General features: G+C 63.5%; 14 protein-coding genes. 4 read left to right on the forward strand and 10 right to left on the reverse strand.

Going from position 1 to position 15845, the window contains the following annotated elements; all coding sequences use genetic code 11:
* Positions 1-4 precede the first annotated feature (4 nt).
* Positions 5-1048, reverse strand: coding sequence for an LCP family protein (locus tag CXY76_RS02860; RefSeq protein ID WP_158253824.1), 1044 nt, complete (start codon positions 1046-1048; stop codon positions 5-7).
* 125 nt (positions 1049-1173) lie between these two features.
* On the opposite strand from CXY76_RS02860, the gene CXY76_RS02865 reads away from it, so the two are divergent.
* Positions 1174-1557, forward strand: a complete 384-nt coding sequence (locus tag CXY76_RS02865) for a hypothetical protein (protein ID WP_104162760.1) — start codon at positions 1174-1176, stop codon at positions 1555-1557.
* A 228-nt stretch (positions 1558-1785) separates the two neighbouring features.
* Here CXY76_RS02865 and CXY76_RS02870 read toward each other — a convergent pair whose 3' ends face one another.
* The 3 genes from CXY76_RS02870 to CXY76_RS02880 form a co-directional block, all read right to left on the reverse strand.
* The gene (locus CXY76_RS02870; RefSeq protein WP_104162796.1) at positions 1786-2547 is read right to left on the reverse strand and encodes an HAD-IIB family hydrolase; all 762 of its coding nucleotides are present in this window, start codon (positions 2545-2547) and stop codon (positions 1786-1788) included.
* 6 nt (positions 2548-2553) lie between these two features.
* A complete protein-coding gene (locus CXY76_RS02875) occupies positions 2554-3867 on the reverse strand; it encodes a UDP-glucose/GDP-mannose dehydrogenase family protein (protein WP_104162761.1) in 1314 nt (437 codons plus the stop codon).
* A 70-nt stretch (positions 3868-3937) separates the two neighbouring features.
* Entirely contained in the window at positions 3938-5761 is a 1824-nt protein-coding gene (locus CXY76_RS02880; RefSeq protein ID WP_146073346.1) for a DUF4012 domain-containing protein, read from the reverse strand.
* A gap of 23 nt (positions 5762-5784) precedes the next feature.
* Here CXY76_RS02880 and CXY76_RS02885 point away from each other — a divergent pair, with 23 nt between their 5' ends.
* From CXY76_RS02885 to CXY76_RS19765, 3 genes are all read left to right on the forward strand, one after another.
* The gene (locus tag CXY76_RS02885; protein WP_104162763.1) at positions 5785-7494 is read left to right on the forward strand and encodes a lipopolysaccharide biosynthesis protein; all 1710 of its coding nucleotides are present in this window, start codon (positions 5785-5787) and stop codon (positions 7492-7494) included.
* Between the two features lie 62 nt (positions 7495-7556).
* A complete protein-coding gene (locus tag CXY76_RS02890; RefSeq protein WP_104162764.1) occupies positions 7557-8807 on the forward strand; it encodes a polysaccharide pyruvyl transferase family protein in 1251 nt (416 codons plus the stop codon).
* 57 nt (positions 8808-8864) lie between these two features.
* The gene (locus CXY76_RS19765; RefSeq protein WP_104162765.1) at positions 8865-9410 is read left to right on the forward strand and encodes an acyltransferase; all 546 of its coding nucleotides are present in this window, start codon (positions 8865-8867) and stop codon (positions 9408-9410) included.
* A gap of 85 nt (positions 9411-9495) precedes the next feature.
* Here CXY76_RS19765 and CXY76_RS02900 read toward each other — a convergent pair whose 3' ends face one another.
* From CXY76_RS02900 to CXY76_RS02925, 6 genes are all read right to left on the reverse strand, one after another.
* Positions 9496-10485 carry a nitroreductase family protein gene (locus tag CXY76_RS02900; RefSeq protein WP_104162766.1) on the reverse strand — a complete coding sequence of 330 codons (990 nt, stop codon included), beginning with the start codon at positions 10483-10485 and terminating at the stop codon, positions 9496-9498.
* Positions 10485-11876, reverse strand: coding sequence for an O-antigen ligase (locus tag CXY76_RS02905; RefSeq protein WP_146073347.1), 1392 nt, complete (start codon positions 11874-11876; stop codon positions 10485-10487). The genes CXY76_RS02900 and CXY76_RS02905 overlap by 1 nt, the downstream gene beginning before the upstream one ends.
* A complete protein-coding gene (locus CXY76_RS02910; protein ID WP_158253826.1) occupies positions 11851-12819 on the reverse strand; it encodes a glycosyltransferase family 4 protein in 969 nt (322 codons plus the stop codon). Before CXY76_RS02910 ends, CXY76_RS02905 begins: the two co-directional genes overlap by 26 nt.
* Positions 12820-12887: 68 nt before the next feature.
* Positions 12888-14018 carry a glycosyltransferase gene (locus CXY76_RS02915; RefSeq protein WP_104162769.1) on the reverse strand — a complete coding sequence of 377 codons (1131 nt, stop codon included), beginning with the start codon at positions 14016-14018 and terminating at the stop codon, positions 12888-12890.
* Complete coding sequence (locus tag CXY76_RS02920; RefSeq protein ID WP_104162770.1) at positions 14005-14703, reverse strand: DapH/DapD/GlmU-related protein; 699 nt, start codon at positions 14701-14703, stop codon at positions 14005-14007. Before CXY76_RS02920 ends, CXY76_RS02915 begins: the two co-directional genes overlap by 14 nt.
* The gene (locus CXY76_RS02925; RefSeq protein WP_104162771.1) at positions 14691-15845 is read right to left on the reverse strand and encodes a glycosyltransferase; all 1155 of its coding nucleotides are present in this window, start codon (positions 15843-15845) and stop codon (positions 14691-14693) included. The genes CXY76_RS02920 and CXY76_RS02925 overlap by 13 nt, the downstream gene beginning before the upstream one ends.

The following is a 15845-nucleotide window of genomic DNA, read 5'->3' on the forward strand; positions in this document are numbered from 1 at the left end:
CGCCTCAACCGGCCGCCTGCACCTGCCGCACTTCCCCGGCGAGGGTGTCACCGCGAAAGGCCTCCCGCAACGCCGGCAGCGCCGCCCAGTCCAGGTTCACGATCGACTGCCCGTCGGCGGAGGTGCCGGTGCCGGCGGTGGGGATGGTGAAGAAGCCCACGTCGCCCTCCCGCACGTCCCGCAGCTCCACGCCCAGGCTCACCAGGTCGGTCACCGACAGCTCCCCGTCGATCGCCAGGTTGGGGCTGACCGCCTCGATCACCCCGCCCATAGTGGCCGGGTTCGCGAGCACCGACGTGCGCATCAGGCCGCTGAGCAGTGCGCTGATCAACAGCTGCTGGTTGCGCACCCGCTGAAAGTCACCGTCGGCGAACGCATACCGTTCCCGGGCGAAGGCCAACGCTTCGGTCCCGTTGAGGTGCTGCACCCCCTGCGGAAAGGTGCGGCCCTCCAGATGGTGAGCCTCGAACGCCACGGGGTTGTCGATGTCCACCCCGCCGAGCACGTCCGTCAGCGCCGCGAACCCGGCAAAGTCCACCGCCGCGACATGGTCGATGCGCGACCCCAGCAGCCCCTCCACCGTCTGCACCGCCAACGGTACCCCGCCGTACGACAGCGCCGCGGTGATCTTCGCCTCGCCGTACCCGGGGATCTCCAGCCAGCTGTCCCGGGGAATCGACACCACCGAGAGGGACTGGCGGTCCGCTGGCACGTGCACGATCACGATGGTGTCGGAGCGTTGCCCGATGAGGTCGGCAATCGACCCGGTGCGCACGCCCCGGCTGTCAGAACCCAGCAGCAGAAAGTTCATCGCGGATGCCGCGGCGCCGGTGGCCACCGGCGGTCGCGCCGCCTCATCGGCCGGGAACGCCTCGCTGATCTTCTCCACAGACCCGAAACTGCGCGAGACGTTCGACACCGTCACCGCCGCCGCCCCCAGCACCACCACCGCGAACACGCCGAACAGCACAAGGACGATCCACCAGGCCCGGCGGCCGGGCGGTGGCGGAGCTTGATGGCGCGTTGGAACGTTCTGCACTTCGCGCATTCGGGTTGCCTCCTGCGGACCGGTGGGTTGCGGTGCGCTCAACATAGACCCGCCGGTTCAGGGCCGGATAGTGTCCTCCAATGTCGCACCGCGGTTTGTCATCCCGGAGTAGGTAGGCTCACCGAATGCGTCTATTAGCCCCGGCCACCGTCCTCCTCGGCGTCATCATGCTCTCTGGCTGCGCCGCAGCCACCCCGACGGCGAAGGCAACACCAACCGCCTCACCGACGCCCACACCGACCGCCACCGCGCTCACCGAGCCGCAGCTGCTCGACAAGCAGACCAAGACCATGGTGAGCCTCTACAGCCAGGTGGTCTGCACCAACCTGGCGGAGCGCCCCGACCTCGACCTCGACGACGCCGTTGACAAGGTGCTGGCCACCTACGCCACCGAGGGCCTCTCCGAGGAGTCCCGGGTGGAGCTGGCTCACCGCGTGCTGGAACAGTCCGCCGCTCAGAGCTGCCCTGACCAGAGCGAGCGCGTCGCCGCGGACCTCAACGGCGAATAACCCCTACAGGCTGTCGTCGACCCAGTAGTCCTCGCATTCGTCGGAGCACCAGTACCTCTCCCGGTCATCAATCCGGGTGCCGCATTGGCGGCAACGATGACCGCGCCGCGCAAACAGCGAACGCGGCGATAGGCCGGTCAGGACATTGGGCATCGGGTTGCCTCCAGTCATACAGGGTGTGCGTACATCAACACACGAGTATGAGCTGGAGGCAAGCCCTGTCGACTTCTAGCGGGCTAAGGCAGGAACGAGCGTGTCCAGGAAAGCCGCGGTGTCTTCCCAGTTCTCCACCGCGACGCAGTCGACGCCGAGAGCCTTCACCGGGTAGTCGTTGCCGTTCTCGTCGAGCCGGTCTCCGACGAAGAGCATGTCTTCAAGCGGGATACCCGTGAGCTCGGCCAGCCGGGTCATGCCGTAGGCCTTGTCGATCCCGCGCCTGGTGATATCCACCGAGGTGGACCCGCCGGAGCGTACTTCGAGATCAGGCAGCTGTGCCTGAACGGCTTCGCGCAAGGCTGTCTTTTTGGCTCCGTCGACGTCCCACTGGGTCTTCGCGGCCACCGGTGCGGCCTGGCCCAAAGCCGAGAACGTGATCTGCGAGCCGCGGTCCTCAAGGATCGGGCCCCAGGGCTCGGCTTCCCAATAGCCGAGGTCACGGGCGGTGGCCTCAACGGCGGCGAGGGCACGCTGTTTCTGGTCGTCGGTGAGGTTCTCGGCGTACACCTGCTCCCACTCCCCCGCGCGGTGGCGGTAGTACTGAGTGCCGCAGGTGGGCATGAGGTGCAGGCGCGCCAGGGTGGCGTCGTCAACGTCGGTGAGGTTGTCGACGACCTGCATGGTGAACTGCGCGAATTGCCCGCCGGAAATCACGCACACCTCGGCCACGCTCAGCAGCTGCACGAGCAGCGATGCCATGCGGGGGTCGATCGGCGACTTCGAGGGTGCCAGGGTGTCATCGAGGTCGAAGGCGACCAAGCGAGGGTGGTTCAATGCCATTTAAGGTCGGCCCAATCCGTAGTAGGTCCAGCCGGCTTCTCGCCAGGCTGCTGCATCAAGGGTATTGCGACCATCGATGATGGTGCGGCTCTTCACCAGTCCGGCGGCCCACACCGGGTCGATCGACTTGAATTCCGGCCATTCGGTGACGAGCACAACGGCATCGGCGTCGCGCAACGTCGCCTCGATGTCGGTGGAGTATGTGATCTGAGGATGACGAAAACGGGAGTTCTCGATCGCCTGTGGGTCGGTGGCCACCACGTCGGCGCCGAGGCCGCGCAGCTGCACAGCTACATCCAAGGCGGGCGAGTCGCGCACATCATCGGAGTGCGGCTTGAAGCTGAGCCCGAGAACGGCGACCTTGGCGTTGTAGACCGGGCGGTCGAGGGCCGAGACGGTGAGGTCGACGACCCGCTGGCGGCGGCGCAGGTTGATGGCGTCGACCTCCTTGAGGAAGGCGACGGATTCGCCGCGGCCCAACTCTTCGGCGCGGGCCGTGAACGCGCGAATGTCCTTGGGCAGGCAGCCGCCACCGAAGCCGGCGCCCGCATTGAGGAAGCGACGACCGATGCGGGCGTCGTAGCCGATGGCGTCGGCGAGTTGAGTGACGTCGGCACCCGATACCTCGGCGATTTCGGCCATTGCGTTGATGAAACTGATTTTGGTCGCCAGAAACGCGTTCGCCGCGACCTTGACGAGTTCAGCAGTGGCGTAGTCGGTCACCACCAGCGGGGTCTGGGTCGACATCGCTCTGGCGTAGACCGAATTGAGCTGTTCTACCGCGCGCTCACCGGCCTCGCCTGCGGGAACACCGTAGACCAGGCGATCCGGGGCAATAGTGTCTTGCACCGCGAACCCCTCGCGCAGGAACTCCGGGTTCCAAGCCAGGGCAGCGCCCGTTCCGGCAGCCTCGATAATTGCGGCGAGCCGGGCGGCGGTGCCGACAGGTACGGTGCTCTTGCCGACAACCAGATCGCCGGCGTTCAGGTGCGGGATGAGTCCCGCAACGGCTGCGTCCACATATCGCAGGTCGGCCGCGTAGCTGGTTTTTTTCTGCGGGGTACCCACGGCGATGAAGTGCACCTGTGCGCCAGCCGCATCCGCGATGTCGGTGCTGAAACGTAGGCGCCCGGACGCCGTGGCCGACGCCAACACCTCGGGGAGGCCCGGCTCGAAAAACGGGGTCCGTCCTTCGGAGAGGGCGGCAATCTTCGCAGCGTCAATGTCGATGCCGACAACCTCGTGCCCGAGCTCGGCCATTGCCGATGCGTGAACGGCGCCCAGGTATCCGCATCCGATGACAGAGATCTTCATTCGCAATTACCCATAGGGCAAGTGTACCGACGGCGCAGGGGCCTTCCTCAGGGCTCCGAGGGCGCCGGGGCTACTTGCAGCCGGGAGCGTCCACGGCGACTGTTGTCGGGTTCAGCATGGGCGTCGTGCGAAGCGCAGGCGCTCCGTAGGTGCCGGCCGGCCCAGCGAAGGTGGCTGTGACCTGGCTGGTTTGGCCGGGAGTGAGCATCACATTGAACTTCGCAACGGGTCTGCCCAGGTCGTCCGTGGTGGCCAGCAAATCCGCTCCCTCGGCGACATCGGCCGAGACGAAACTCGTGCCGGGCGGCCCGTACACATAGACCTCGGTGCGGAACTGATCGGCGCCCCAGTATTCGGTGGCCACGTAGCTGGGCAGTTTCTCCGCCAGTTCCTCGGTGAGGGTGGAGTGCAGATCAACCTTTGTTGTGAAGGTCGGGGTCGCGGCGGTGCAGACATCCGTGCTCAGCGTCGCACCGGTCTCCAGGTAGAAATCCATCTTCGAGGTCGAGGTGTCGCGGAAGAATACCCCGGTGGTCGTTTCGGCCTCGTTCGAGGCCGGCAGGATGCCCGCGATCGGGGTCCCTTCCAGTATCTTCTGCTCTTCGGGGTGTGCGCTCCACGCCATGATCCGGTGCTCGTTCACTCCCTGGGAAACAGCATTCAGCATGTCCAAGGGTTCGCCTTGGGAATTGGTCACGGCGTTGAACATCGTCATTGCCGCCTCCGCAAAGAAAGCGTCGGTCTGGTCGGGCCCGTTCTTGCCCTGGTAGCGGAAATAGATCTCGTTGAGCAGCAGGGCGACCGCATTGTCTTTCGTGAGAACGTCCCCGGTGCTCATGGCGACCGGGCCGGTGGCGCCGAGCATGTGTGCGAGCGCGGCTGGGTCGATCGAAATGACGCCGTCGACGGTTCCGCCGAGGTCCTGTTGCCAGAACGCCTGGGTGATCTGGGCGGCAGTGGGGAAATCGGGTCGGCTCGTCGCGAGGTTCAGCCGGGTGTAGATGAGCGGGCTGTACAGCGCCGCCAGCGTGGGATCCTCCGCGATGACCGGTTCACCGTCACGCCACGGGAACGTCTGACTCGACGCCTGCCGGGCGATGCTGATCTGCCCGTTGTCAACGGTGACCTCGGTCAGGGCGGCCGCGGTGCCCCCGAGCGCCGTGGACTCTGCGAGGTTCTGGAAGATCAAAATGTAGGTGCGCGGCCCAGAGGCGCCGAGCATGTCGGGTACCACAGAGGCAATCGAGCGCACGTCGCCGACGGTGGTTGCCGCGCCGTCGAGAAGGGTTCCGAACTGGGTGCCGGCCGCGTCAACCTGCGCCACAGTGCCGTCGAGCTCGATCGCTGCCACGGATTCCGCTGCAGAATCAAGCGCGGCGCTCGCTGTGGCGAGGGCCGAATTCAGCTCCAGGATCGGCGTGAGGTTGATCTTTCCGTCAACGGGCTTCAGGGAAGCGGCGCTCAGGCCAGACGCGACCTCCGCGACGGGCGCGACAGCTTCTTGCGCCACCACGTCGACCGCTTCGGCCAGCTGGCGAACGGCCGAGAGGTTCGGCCCGGCGATGGGGATGATTTCTGCGGCCCGCCAGATCGGATCCTGGGTCTGGTCGACTGCCTTGCTTGTGGCCGCGGACAGCTTGGTCGATGTTGCGCCAAGTCCGACAAAATCCATGGCGGTGGCCTGGGACTTGAGGGTGCCCACGAGGACCTGCGCCTGTTCGAGTTCCGCCTTCGCCGTCAAGACCCTGGACCCGACCCAGCCCGCGGCGGCTCCGACCACAACGACCAGGCCGACGCACACGGCGAGGATGATCAACGCGCGACGAGGGCGCTGCTTCCGTCGGCGCGGTCGATTGGGGACAGCGGCGGCGCGGTCAGCGATTGAATCAGTCACTTAGGAAAGCTAACCCATGAGGGATGCTTGGGTTGCATCGGGTGGCGGAGGCCCGTGCAGACGACGCAAGCTCCGACAATGGCCCATGCCCCCCAATCCGGGGGTGGCACGAAGCTAAGATCGAATGCGGAGTGTTGGAAACGAGCGGGCGCAGGCGCCAGTCGCCACTTCGCAGTCGTACAGAACTAGGGAAGTCGTGGATTGAGCGCACACATGGGATTCAACGTGACAGGGGAAACGCGCCAGAATCGACCCCGCCCGGTGGCAAGCTTCGAGAGAGCGCTTTGAGTCTTTCGGCGACCGCCACTCGCGGGGGCGCAGCGGTAGTTGCCGGTCAGGTAATCAAACTCGGCCTGCTCTTAGTGAATCTCGTCGTTCTCGGGCGCTTGCTTTCGCCCGCCGACTTCGGCCTTCTGGCTATGGTGATGGCTGTCGTCGGGGTCGGCGAGCTTTTCAGAGATTTCGGTCTGTCCTCAGCGGCCGTGCAAGCAAAATCCGTGACGCCCGCGCAGAAGTCAAATCTGTTCTGGATCAACTCGCTCCTTGGCCTGGTGCTCGCCGGCGCGTGCTGTGCGGCAGCCACACTGATCGCGTCCCTCTACGGTGATCCTCGGCTCGTCAACGTCATCATCGCCATCTCTGTGACGTTCCTCCTCAACGGCATCCAGACCCAGTTCCAGGTCGAGCTCACCCGAAATCATCGTTTCTTCACGTTGGCGGCAACCGACGTCGCGTCGCAGGTGGCCGGCCTGGCGGTGGCCGTGGTCCTCGCGCTCTCGGGAGCGGGATATTGGGCGCTGGTGGGTTTGCAGCTCGGAATTGCGACCACGCTCTGCATCCTCCGCGTTGTGGCCGCACGATGGGTTCCCGGCTTGCCCTCTCGACGATCAGAGATCAGGCCGTTCCTCGAATACGGCTGGCACTTGGGCTGGGCACAAATCGTCGGCTACATCAGCTACAACATTGACAGCGTCATTCTTGGCGCTCGCTCGGGCGCTGCGGCCCTCGGTCTCTACAACCGCGCTTTCCAGATCATCACGCTTCCCGTCGTTCAACTTCTCGGCCCGCTTTCGAACGTTGTGCTTCCGCTCCTGTCGAGAGTGGAGTCCAAGGAAGTATTCGTTCGGGCAATCACACGGATTCAACTCATACTCAGCTACACCTCAGCGATCTTCTTCGGGTTGCTTGTGGCCACCGCCTACCCGTTCGTCAGGCTGCTCTTGGGACCAGCATGGGTGCAGTCAGCACCGATCCTCCAGATCCTGAGTGTTGGTGCCCTCTTCCAGGTGATGACCTACACCGGATACTGGGTTTTCCTGGCTCGCGCCCTCACCAGGTCGTTGCTCCGCTACAACCTCGTCACAAAGACATTCGTGATCCTCTGTGTCATCGTCGGGAGCAGCTGGGGGCCACTCGGTGTGGCGGCGGGGTACTCGCTCGGTCTCGTGGTGTCGTGGCCCGTCTCGTTGCTCTGGCTCAGCAGGGTCAGTGATTTTCCCGTCAGGGAGACCACTCCGATTGCCCTCAGAGGAATCGGATTGGCCATCGCCGTGGCATCCTGCGGGCTATTGGCCGGAGCGCTGCTCACGGTCGACAACACACTTCTGCAGTTCGCTGTCAACACGTGTGGCGCGGTCGTCGGCCTGGCGATCACGCTTCTGCACCGTCCTCTGCGGAACGAGCTTCTCCAGCTGGCCACTTCCGCAACCCAAGCTGTTCGACGAAAGCTGTGACGGTCACTTCGGCCGCCGGTGAGAGAGAAAGAGGCATTTTGACTTCTGTGACGCCCCCGCGAATGACACCCCCCAAGGCAACCGCAAAATCGTTTGCCAAAGGTGCGCTCGTCTCCGCTCTGGATAGCCGCGCTCTCCTTTCCCTGACCGCTCTTGCCGACTCGTTGGCTGTCCGCGCGGGGTCCCGCCGGCGGCAGACCGGCCAGGTGGGGCCGCATGTCATCATCAATTCCACCGGCGGCGGGAACATCGGCGACCAGGCTATGTTTGAGAGCTTTCTGGCGAACGTCGAGGGGCCGGTGCGGGCCATCGTTCGCAGCATCGATGCGTTCGACGTGCCAGACTCGCTGGCCCCTGGACGTGTCGAGTTGGTGGTCCTTCCCCGGCTCATTTACGGGCGTGGACTGAGCCGCCTCATGGATGTTCTGACCTTCGCGCGAACCCTGCGCGGCGCTCGGTCTCTTTCCATCGTCGGAGCGGACGTGATGGACGGCGGCTACGGTCGGCGCCCGTCCGCGCTCGAATGGAGCTTGGCCACCGCGGCCGCGAAGGCACAGATCCCCACGCGTGTGCTCGGCTTCAGCTGGAAAGAGAGTGTCGATCGGGTGATTCTGAGTGCGGCACGTCGGGCCGCCCGGGGCGGGGTCGTCGCGATCGCCCGTGACCCCCATTCACGAGCCCGGCTGCGAAAAAACGGTATCGAAGCGGTCGAGGCTGCCGACGTGGTTTTTCTGCACGCCGGCGTCGCCGAGCCCAACGCGCATGACGCGTTGGTGCGGGGGTGGGTTGAGGCGGGGAAACGGGTCGCCATTGTGAATATGAGCGGGCTCATCAACTCGACCCTCAATCAGAACGACGAGTACGCCCACATCGTTGAAACTCTCGGCGAACTCGGCTACGAGATCCTCTTACTCCCCCACGTGTCGACGGATATTCCCGTGATCGAATCGTTCAAGGCCTCCAGCGCAGACCACAAGGATGTCAACCACGTGGACCGGCTCCTCACACCGTCTGAGGTCAAGGCCCTCGCCGCCCAGGCCGATGTCGTCGTCACGGGGCGAATGCACCTCTCGATTCTCGCCCTGAGCTCGGGGGTCCCGTCCATTGTCTTGGCGACGCAGGGCAAGGTGCTCGGATTGATGGAGTTGGTGGGGACTCCAGACTCGTGCATTGATCCTGTCCGGGGCTTCGCACGCCAGGTCACGGGCCAACTGCGCGAACTCGACAGCAATCGTTCCGCGACCGCGGCAGCGATCACTTCAGGTGTGCAACGCGCACGCGTGCTCGCGGCGGCTAATTTCCGTGACCTCTGAATCGGTGCGAGTTGAAAAACCCACGGTCCGCGAGCGCTCAGCGGGCGGTGAGCTCCGATGATCGTCAGTGCACTACGAATCGTCAGAGCTGTCATCGCTTTCCGAATGGCGGGGGCCCGCGTGAATGGGGCCCCCCGGGTTTTCGGTCGCCTCCCCCAGGTCAGGAACAAGGGAACTCTGAACATTGGATCTGGGTTCCAGGTTCGCGGGCAACGGTTCCGTGTGGGGATCGCTGTTGATCGCGATGGGACGCTCAACATCGGTGAGCACGTGTTCCTGAACCAGGGCGTCAGCATCGCCGCCAAGACAACGATCACAATCGGTGACCACACGAAGATCGCTGACCTGGTCACCATCCAGGACACGAACTACCATCGTGTCTCCCCGGACGAGCCAGTGGTTTCGGCTCCGATCACCATCGGGAGAAACGTCTGGCTAGGCCGACTCTCGATCATTTCTCCCGGGGTCACGATCGGGGACAACGCCGTGGTTGCTGCGGGTTCAATCGTCACAAAAGACGTCATGCCCAACACCGTCGTTGCCGGCACGCCAGCCAAGTTCCTGAGGTCGTTCACCACGCCGCCGGGGTGGGTACGCGACTAAAGCCGGCGGGTGCCCGCGACGTCGTCGCGGCACCCCGGCGCGTGCTGTGCTGCCACCTCAGGTCGTGCGCGTTCCGTCCGTGAGGTCAATCGTGTTGGACGAGAATCTCGTCCAACCGGCGCCGGGGAGACCTGGCCACCTTGAAATTCTTCGGAGGAATACCAACGGCGATCAGAGTGATGACGTCTTCGTGGGCGGGGATTCCAGACGACGCCCGGAAGGTGTCTGACTGGCTGTTCTTCATCGACCAATTGAGGTAACAGGTGGCCAACTCTCGGGAATGCAGCGCCCAGCCCAGAGTCATCGCGAAGAGACCCCCGTCAATCCACCGCTGATTGCGCTCCGACGGGCCCGAAAACAGCCGCGCGTCCACCGTCACGGCCAACACAACCGGGATGGAACTACGAAATCCAGCATTCCCGTTCTGTTGGGCGAGAACAGAGACCGCCGCCTCACCCGTATACACATGCACGCGGAAAGCCTGTCGATTGCAGACAGACGGGGTGTGCGTGGCCATCGATACAGCCGCCTCGATATCCGCCATGTTCACGCCGATGGAATCATCGAAATCCCGCACGCTGCGACGGGACGAGAAGAAGTGCTCCCACCGCTCCTCAGCGGGCTCTCCCGGGTCAGCCTGCCGAAACACGTCATCCCTGTTCACCCGAAGCGCAACGCTGTCGTCGGCGTCGCCGCCTGTGTTCCAGCTTTGAAGAGCGGCGAGGGCGGACGTGGCGAAGATGCCATAGGAGTCAGCGGCGGCCTCGGTGCCGTCGAGGTTGCCGAGTCCCACGACGAGTCTCTTTTCGACCTCCACACCGAAAGGTCGCTTCGGGTTTCGAAGCGCCAGCCCCTTTTCCACCCGGTGGTAATCCTTCGTCAGCTGGGTCTCGAGCTGGCGTCCGCTCCAGCCGGAGTTGAACGATCCCTCCCCCGGCCCGCCGAGAAGGCGATGGCGTTTCGCGTCGAGGAGTGCCTCGTGGGTGTTGCTCAGGTTCGCTCGCAGCCTTCTCCACGTGTCCAGGGCGCCGGAGGGCAGCATGTTCTTGGCCAGTGCCTTAATGCGTTGCATCATTAGCGGGTGTACTTCCTGTCGTTGTCTAATCGAACGCGCGCGTTGGTCGGAACAGACCCGTCAGGAGTCTCGCTCGGACGCCTGATCTGCTCAGCGCAGAAGCCGAGCACGAACAGCCACAGGGGCAACGTGTCTGACATCATTCCCCAGCCGGTCAAGGCCACAATCATGATGCCGGGGAGGGACGCAAGAACGGCTCGCGCGTACATCCCGCTGGGTTGCATCGCTCGTCGAGTCTTCCAGGCTCGGGCAACCAGGATGAGAATCGGCAGGAAGAGGAGCGTGGCACCGATGAATCCCAACTCCACGACGGCCAGGAGCACAGAGTTGTGCACCGGCCAGCCGGTCGCCGTCAGAGCATCGAACGGTCCGACCGCGGTTACGTAGGTCCCCGGGCCGGTTCCGATCCACCATGGCCGCATCTGGATCTGCTGGAGCGCAACATCGGTGAAGTGAGTGCGAAATCCACCGATTTCGCCGGTCTCGAACCGGCCCAGCCAAACGCCGGCTGAAGCCGCCACGACACCGAGCGCGGCGAGCGGGATCATCACGCGTCGACCGATATTCTTCGCTTCCTGCGAAGTCATCGCCCAGATCACGATCATGATGATCGCTCCGAAGAAGTTGGCCCGACCGCCGGAAAGCACGAAGGGAATGGCTGAAATGCAGATCGACCACCAGGCGAGCTTGCGCACCGTCGTTTGAGTTGACTTCGTCAAGGGCAGCAGAAGGACCATGAGCAACAGCAGGACCTTCCCCAGTCCCGTGGGGTGGCCAAAGGAACCGTTCACCCGGCCGATCAGCCCCAGGTCCGAGGCCGCCGCAGCGCCCAGTGGAAAGAGCGGAACGCCGACGAACTGTGCGACCGAGATCACCACCTGGACAGCGACCGTGATGAACAGCCAGCCGACCAGGATCCGCTCCGACTTGTCCCCGATCTTGAGGAACGTGGAGATGTAGCTGCCCGCAACCCACGCCAACGCCGCGACACCGAGATGCATGACGCCGGACCACTGCTCGTTGTTGCCGTCCCACACCAAGAAGATCCAGACGAACAAGAACAGGCCGAAAGCACCGTAGGTCAGCCACTGTGTCCCTTGCCTGCGAAGGAATACTGCAGTCAGGACGACCAGGCAAATGGCGACCGTGTAGGTCATGACGCGCGGTTCAGCACCAGAGATTGAGGCTCGGGTTTGATCGGCCACCGTGGCGCCCGCCAGTACCTTCGGAAGAAAACAGAGGCTGGTGAGCATGAGCGGAAGCAGGACGTTCAGGGCACCAAGGAAATGCCCGATGACCAGTAGGACTACGAGGCTGACGATCCCCGCGACTATCAGCATGAAATCACGTTCGACTTTCTCACGCTCACCACCGCCCAAGGATGTCGTCAACCGACGAGGTAAATGCTCCCTGCGAGAAGCGGGAGATGAGTTGCGAGCGGTCGAGCCCCGGCACGTCAGTGCGTTGGGCCGGTGCCGATCGAAACAGCTCCTCAATGTTTCGGATCCACGGTCCATAGTCCGGGCTGAAGCCCGACCGAACGTGGTCGGTTCCGTACACGGTCAGCCCACGTGCTATCGCTTCGACTGCCTTGACCTTGATGCCTCCACCGTGATCGATCGGCACGATAACGGCGTCGATGTTGTCGTAGAAGGAATCAAGATTGTCCAGGGCACCCAGGACGGTGGCGGGGACACCCCAGGTGCGCACCCGCTCGGAACCGAATCCTGCCACCACAATTTCAAGCTTCCGGGCCGTCAATAGATGACCGAAGTCGCGAAAGAATTTTCTCAAAGACATTTCGTTGGGCTCGTATCCGAGGTTGCCCAGGAAGCCGACACGCGCAACGGGTCCATGTCCACGGTCATGTGAAGCGAATGTCTGGGTCGGCGTCGGGAGCCACTCCGCGCTGGCGTTCGTTCCAATCGACGTCAGGTCCCCATATCCGGCAACGGTATTGAACCGCGCCTTCGACGGCAGCCGCGATTCCCGACGACGCCAGATTGCACTCTGCGTCAGGCCTCCCGGCATGGAGAGCGGCGAAGAAGCGCCCATGGTGCGCGAATTCACGCTCCACAGATCCATCCAGTCGAAAATGATCGAATCCCGAGGAAGGTCGCGGGCAGCGGCCTTGAACACGACGGGAACGGCAATGACGTTGAGATCGGCCGGTGGCAGGGGCGCAAGGGAACGCGAGAGCGGCATCGGGGCGAGAGTTCGCTTGGCCTTGGTGCGGAAGGACGGCTTCCGGTCCAGACTCGGTCCGCGTGAATTGAGACCGTGAATGGTCACGGTATAGCCGAGCGACTTCAGTGCCTCTTCCCACGCGATCACCCGCAACCCGCCTCCGTCTCGGGGCATGTCTTCTCGGCCGTACCAGTAGACGACCGTCGCACTCAGACTCACTTTGCCCCCGCACGGGGCAAGATCTCGGCCCAGAAGGAACTGAACCTGCTGTTGAACGCCTCGATCGAGTACGAACGAAGATAAGAGTCCCGGGCGGCGGCCCCCATGACGTGAGCCTGGTGGCTGTCGAGGTCGTGCATGATCGACCTCAGCGCTGCGCTATCCCGAAGCGGGAACAGGCGGCCCGTCTGCGCATCATCTACGATTTCCGAGAGTCCGCCGCCGTCGCTCCCGATCACGGCGCGGCCCCGCGCGAAAGCCTCGATCGCGATCAGGCCAAAAGGTTCGGGCTCATCGGACGGCACCACAACGAAGTCGGCTGCATCGACCAGAGCGGAAATGTCTTGCACCTCACCCTGGATAACGACGGATTCACGATTTTTCATTTGAGCGACGATGCCCCGCACGTCCACTGGTTTGCCCATCTCCGGCGGCCCGCCGACAATGACGAGCTCACCGAGTGGCTCCCCTGAATCCCAGGCCGCCAAGAGAGTCGAATGACCTTTCCACGAGTTCCATCTGCTCGCAACAAGGAACTTCAGCACCCCGCCGCGAGCGGTGGGATCGACGAGGGGACGGTCGTAGTCGGACACGCCATTGAGGAACACTCGTGAGCGACTGCGCACGCTGCCCCTGAGCCCGTCCTGGGCCGCATTGGAGATGCACAAGCACTCTGTGGCTGCGGTCGCGAGTGCGCCCAGTACGTGCGCTTCACGCCCTCGCCACACCTCCTGGCAGTGGAGGACGACGTGGGGAACTCCCAGGATCCGCGCAAGAATACCCACGGCGAGGGAGGCCGAGGTCGTCATATACACGGTGTGCGGCTTCAGCCTGCGTAGTTCGAGGAAGGTCCGAATCATCATCATCAGAGTCTTCGGAAGATGACGCGGTGAGAGGTACTTCCTCCGAAGAATTGGCAGCGCCCTAATCTCAAACCTCAGATTGTTGCGCGTCAACTCGGCATCAAGGCTGAACACTGATGGCGCCGCGTCATCGGGCAACCAGACCGTCGCGGCCCGTTGGTCAGCCTCGGGCAGAGTTTTGAGCACTTGGAGCAGTACCTTGTCCGCACCGTACATCTCGTTCGACGAGTGCACAAAGACGACACCCGCTCTATTTCGCGTCATCAGCGTCTCCTCGCGTGCGAAGCACCCGGGCTGGTGTGCCTCCGGCGACGGAGTTGTCGGGGATGTCCCGGGTTACCACACTGCCGGCAGCTATGACCACACCGGACCCGACTCGTACGCCGGCCGTGATTGTGACGCCGCTGCCGATCCAGCAGTCGTCGCCGATCTCCACGAAACTCCGGGAGACTCCCTGCGCCTTGATCGGGATCGTCGGGTCAGCAAATATGTGGTTCTCCGAGAAGATACGAACTCCCGGACCCATCATCACATCGGACCCTATGGAGATACGTCCGGAGCATCCGATGAACCCGTCACAACCGATGCTTGACCTGTCGCCGATCCACAGTCCCTCACCGATCTCACCGCCGTAGTAGCTGCTCGGGCGGATGAGAGTGCCCCTGCCTATCGAGACATCCGAGCCGAGATTGATACCCTCGCTCGAAATGCCTTGAACCTCCGCATACGGTTCCAGGACGAGCCTGCCCGTATGGCTCACGTATCCCGGATTCTGAATTCGTGCCCCGCGCCCGAGGAGGAGCGGGCCCGACGACCGTTTGAGGAATGGGACTACCGCGAGGCCGCGGGCCGTCATCAACCCCACCCGCAAAAAGACGCCAACGGTCGCGTGCAGGTTCCGGGATCTCGGCAATCCGTGAAAGCGCTGGAAAAGAGTCAAGATTTCCACCCCAGCACCGAATCGACCCCGTGACGACCTGAGCCCGCGCCCGGCTCTGCCTGGAACAGAGCCCGGAGATTGTCCTCGTACGCTTGGCACACCTTCTCCCAGGTGTAGATCTCAGCCACCTGCCGACGCCCATGCTCGATCGCGTCGATCTGCCACTGGGAATCAGCCATCGCGCCAAGAACTGCCCGCTCGATGTCTGTGCTGGTGGGGAGAACGAACATGCCCGATGAGCCCAGGACTTCACGGTTGTATTCGGTGTCCCTCGCCACTGTGGGAGCACCACAAGCCATGGCCTGCACCAGAGCCGGATTGGTGCCGCCGACGCTGTGACCGTGGAAGTACACACCGGCATGCTGCCACAGGGAGAAGAGACGACGGTCATCGCTCACATGGCCGAGCCAGGTGATGCGCTCGTTCGACTGGGCAAGAAGCTGCGCTTTCTTGTCGAGCGGGCCGCCATATCCCTCCGACCCCACGATGACAACATCGTGGGTGCGTGCAATCGCCTCTGCGGCATCGAGGAATTCCGGAATGGTGTTCTCCGGCACAAAGCGGGCCACCACGAGCACATAACCCCGGTGGGTGAGCCCGGGTTCGATGGGTAGTTCAGGAGGGACCGCTCCCCCATAGGGAATGAACACACCATCGGTACCGAAATCCTGATTCCATCGTTGCGCGATGACGCGAGAGTCATAAACGAGACGAGTCCCAAACCGCGCAGTCAGCTTCGCCCCGGTGCGAAACATCCATTTCGCCAGCCGACCCCATTTGGCCCGGTCCCACTCGATTCCATCGACGTTTATCAGCGTCGGGATTCCCCGCGCTTTCAGGATCGGGAGCCAGAATCCGTTCGCTACGTTCATTACAAGAGCAACATCGGGCTTTCGCTTCGCGGCGTCGAGACATGCGGTCAACCCGTAGGAGAGGGTGCTGAGGGATTTCCGCTCGAAGCCCCGCGTCACTACGGAGCGCACCCGATTGTCCACGTCCGGGTCGGAACGGCGGGTCGACCCATGCCTCCCGTAAACCGTCACGTCCCAGCCCTGTTCGGCCAGGTAGGGGGCAAGCCGGCGCACCGCAGTTTCAAATCCACCGTAGTAGCTCGGGTAGCCACGCGTTCCAATAATCACAACACTGGGCAT

The sequence above is a fragment of the Cryobacterium sp. N22 genome, assembly GCF_002929555.1.
Taxonomy (GTDB): Bacteria; Actinomycetota; Actinomycetes; order Actinomycetales; family Microbacteriaceae; genus Cryobacterium.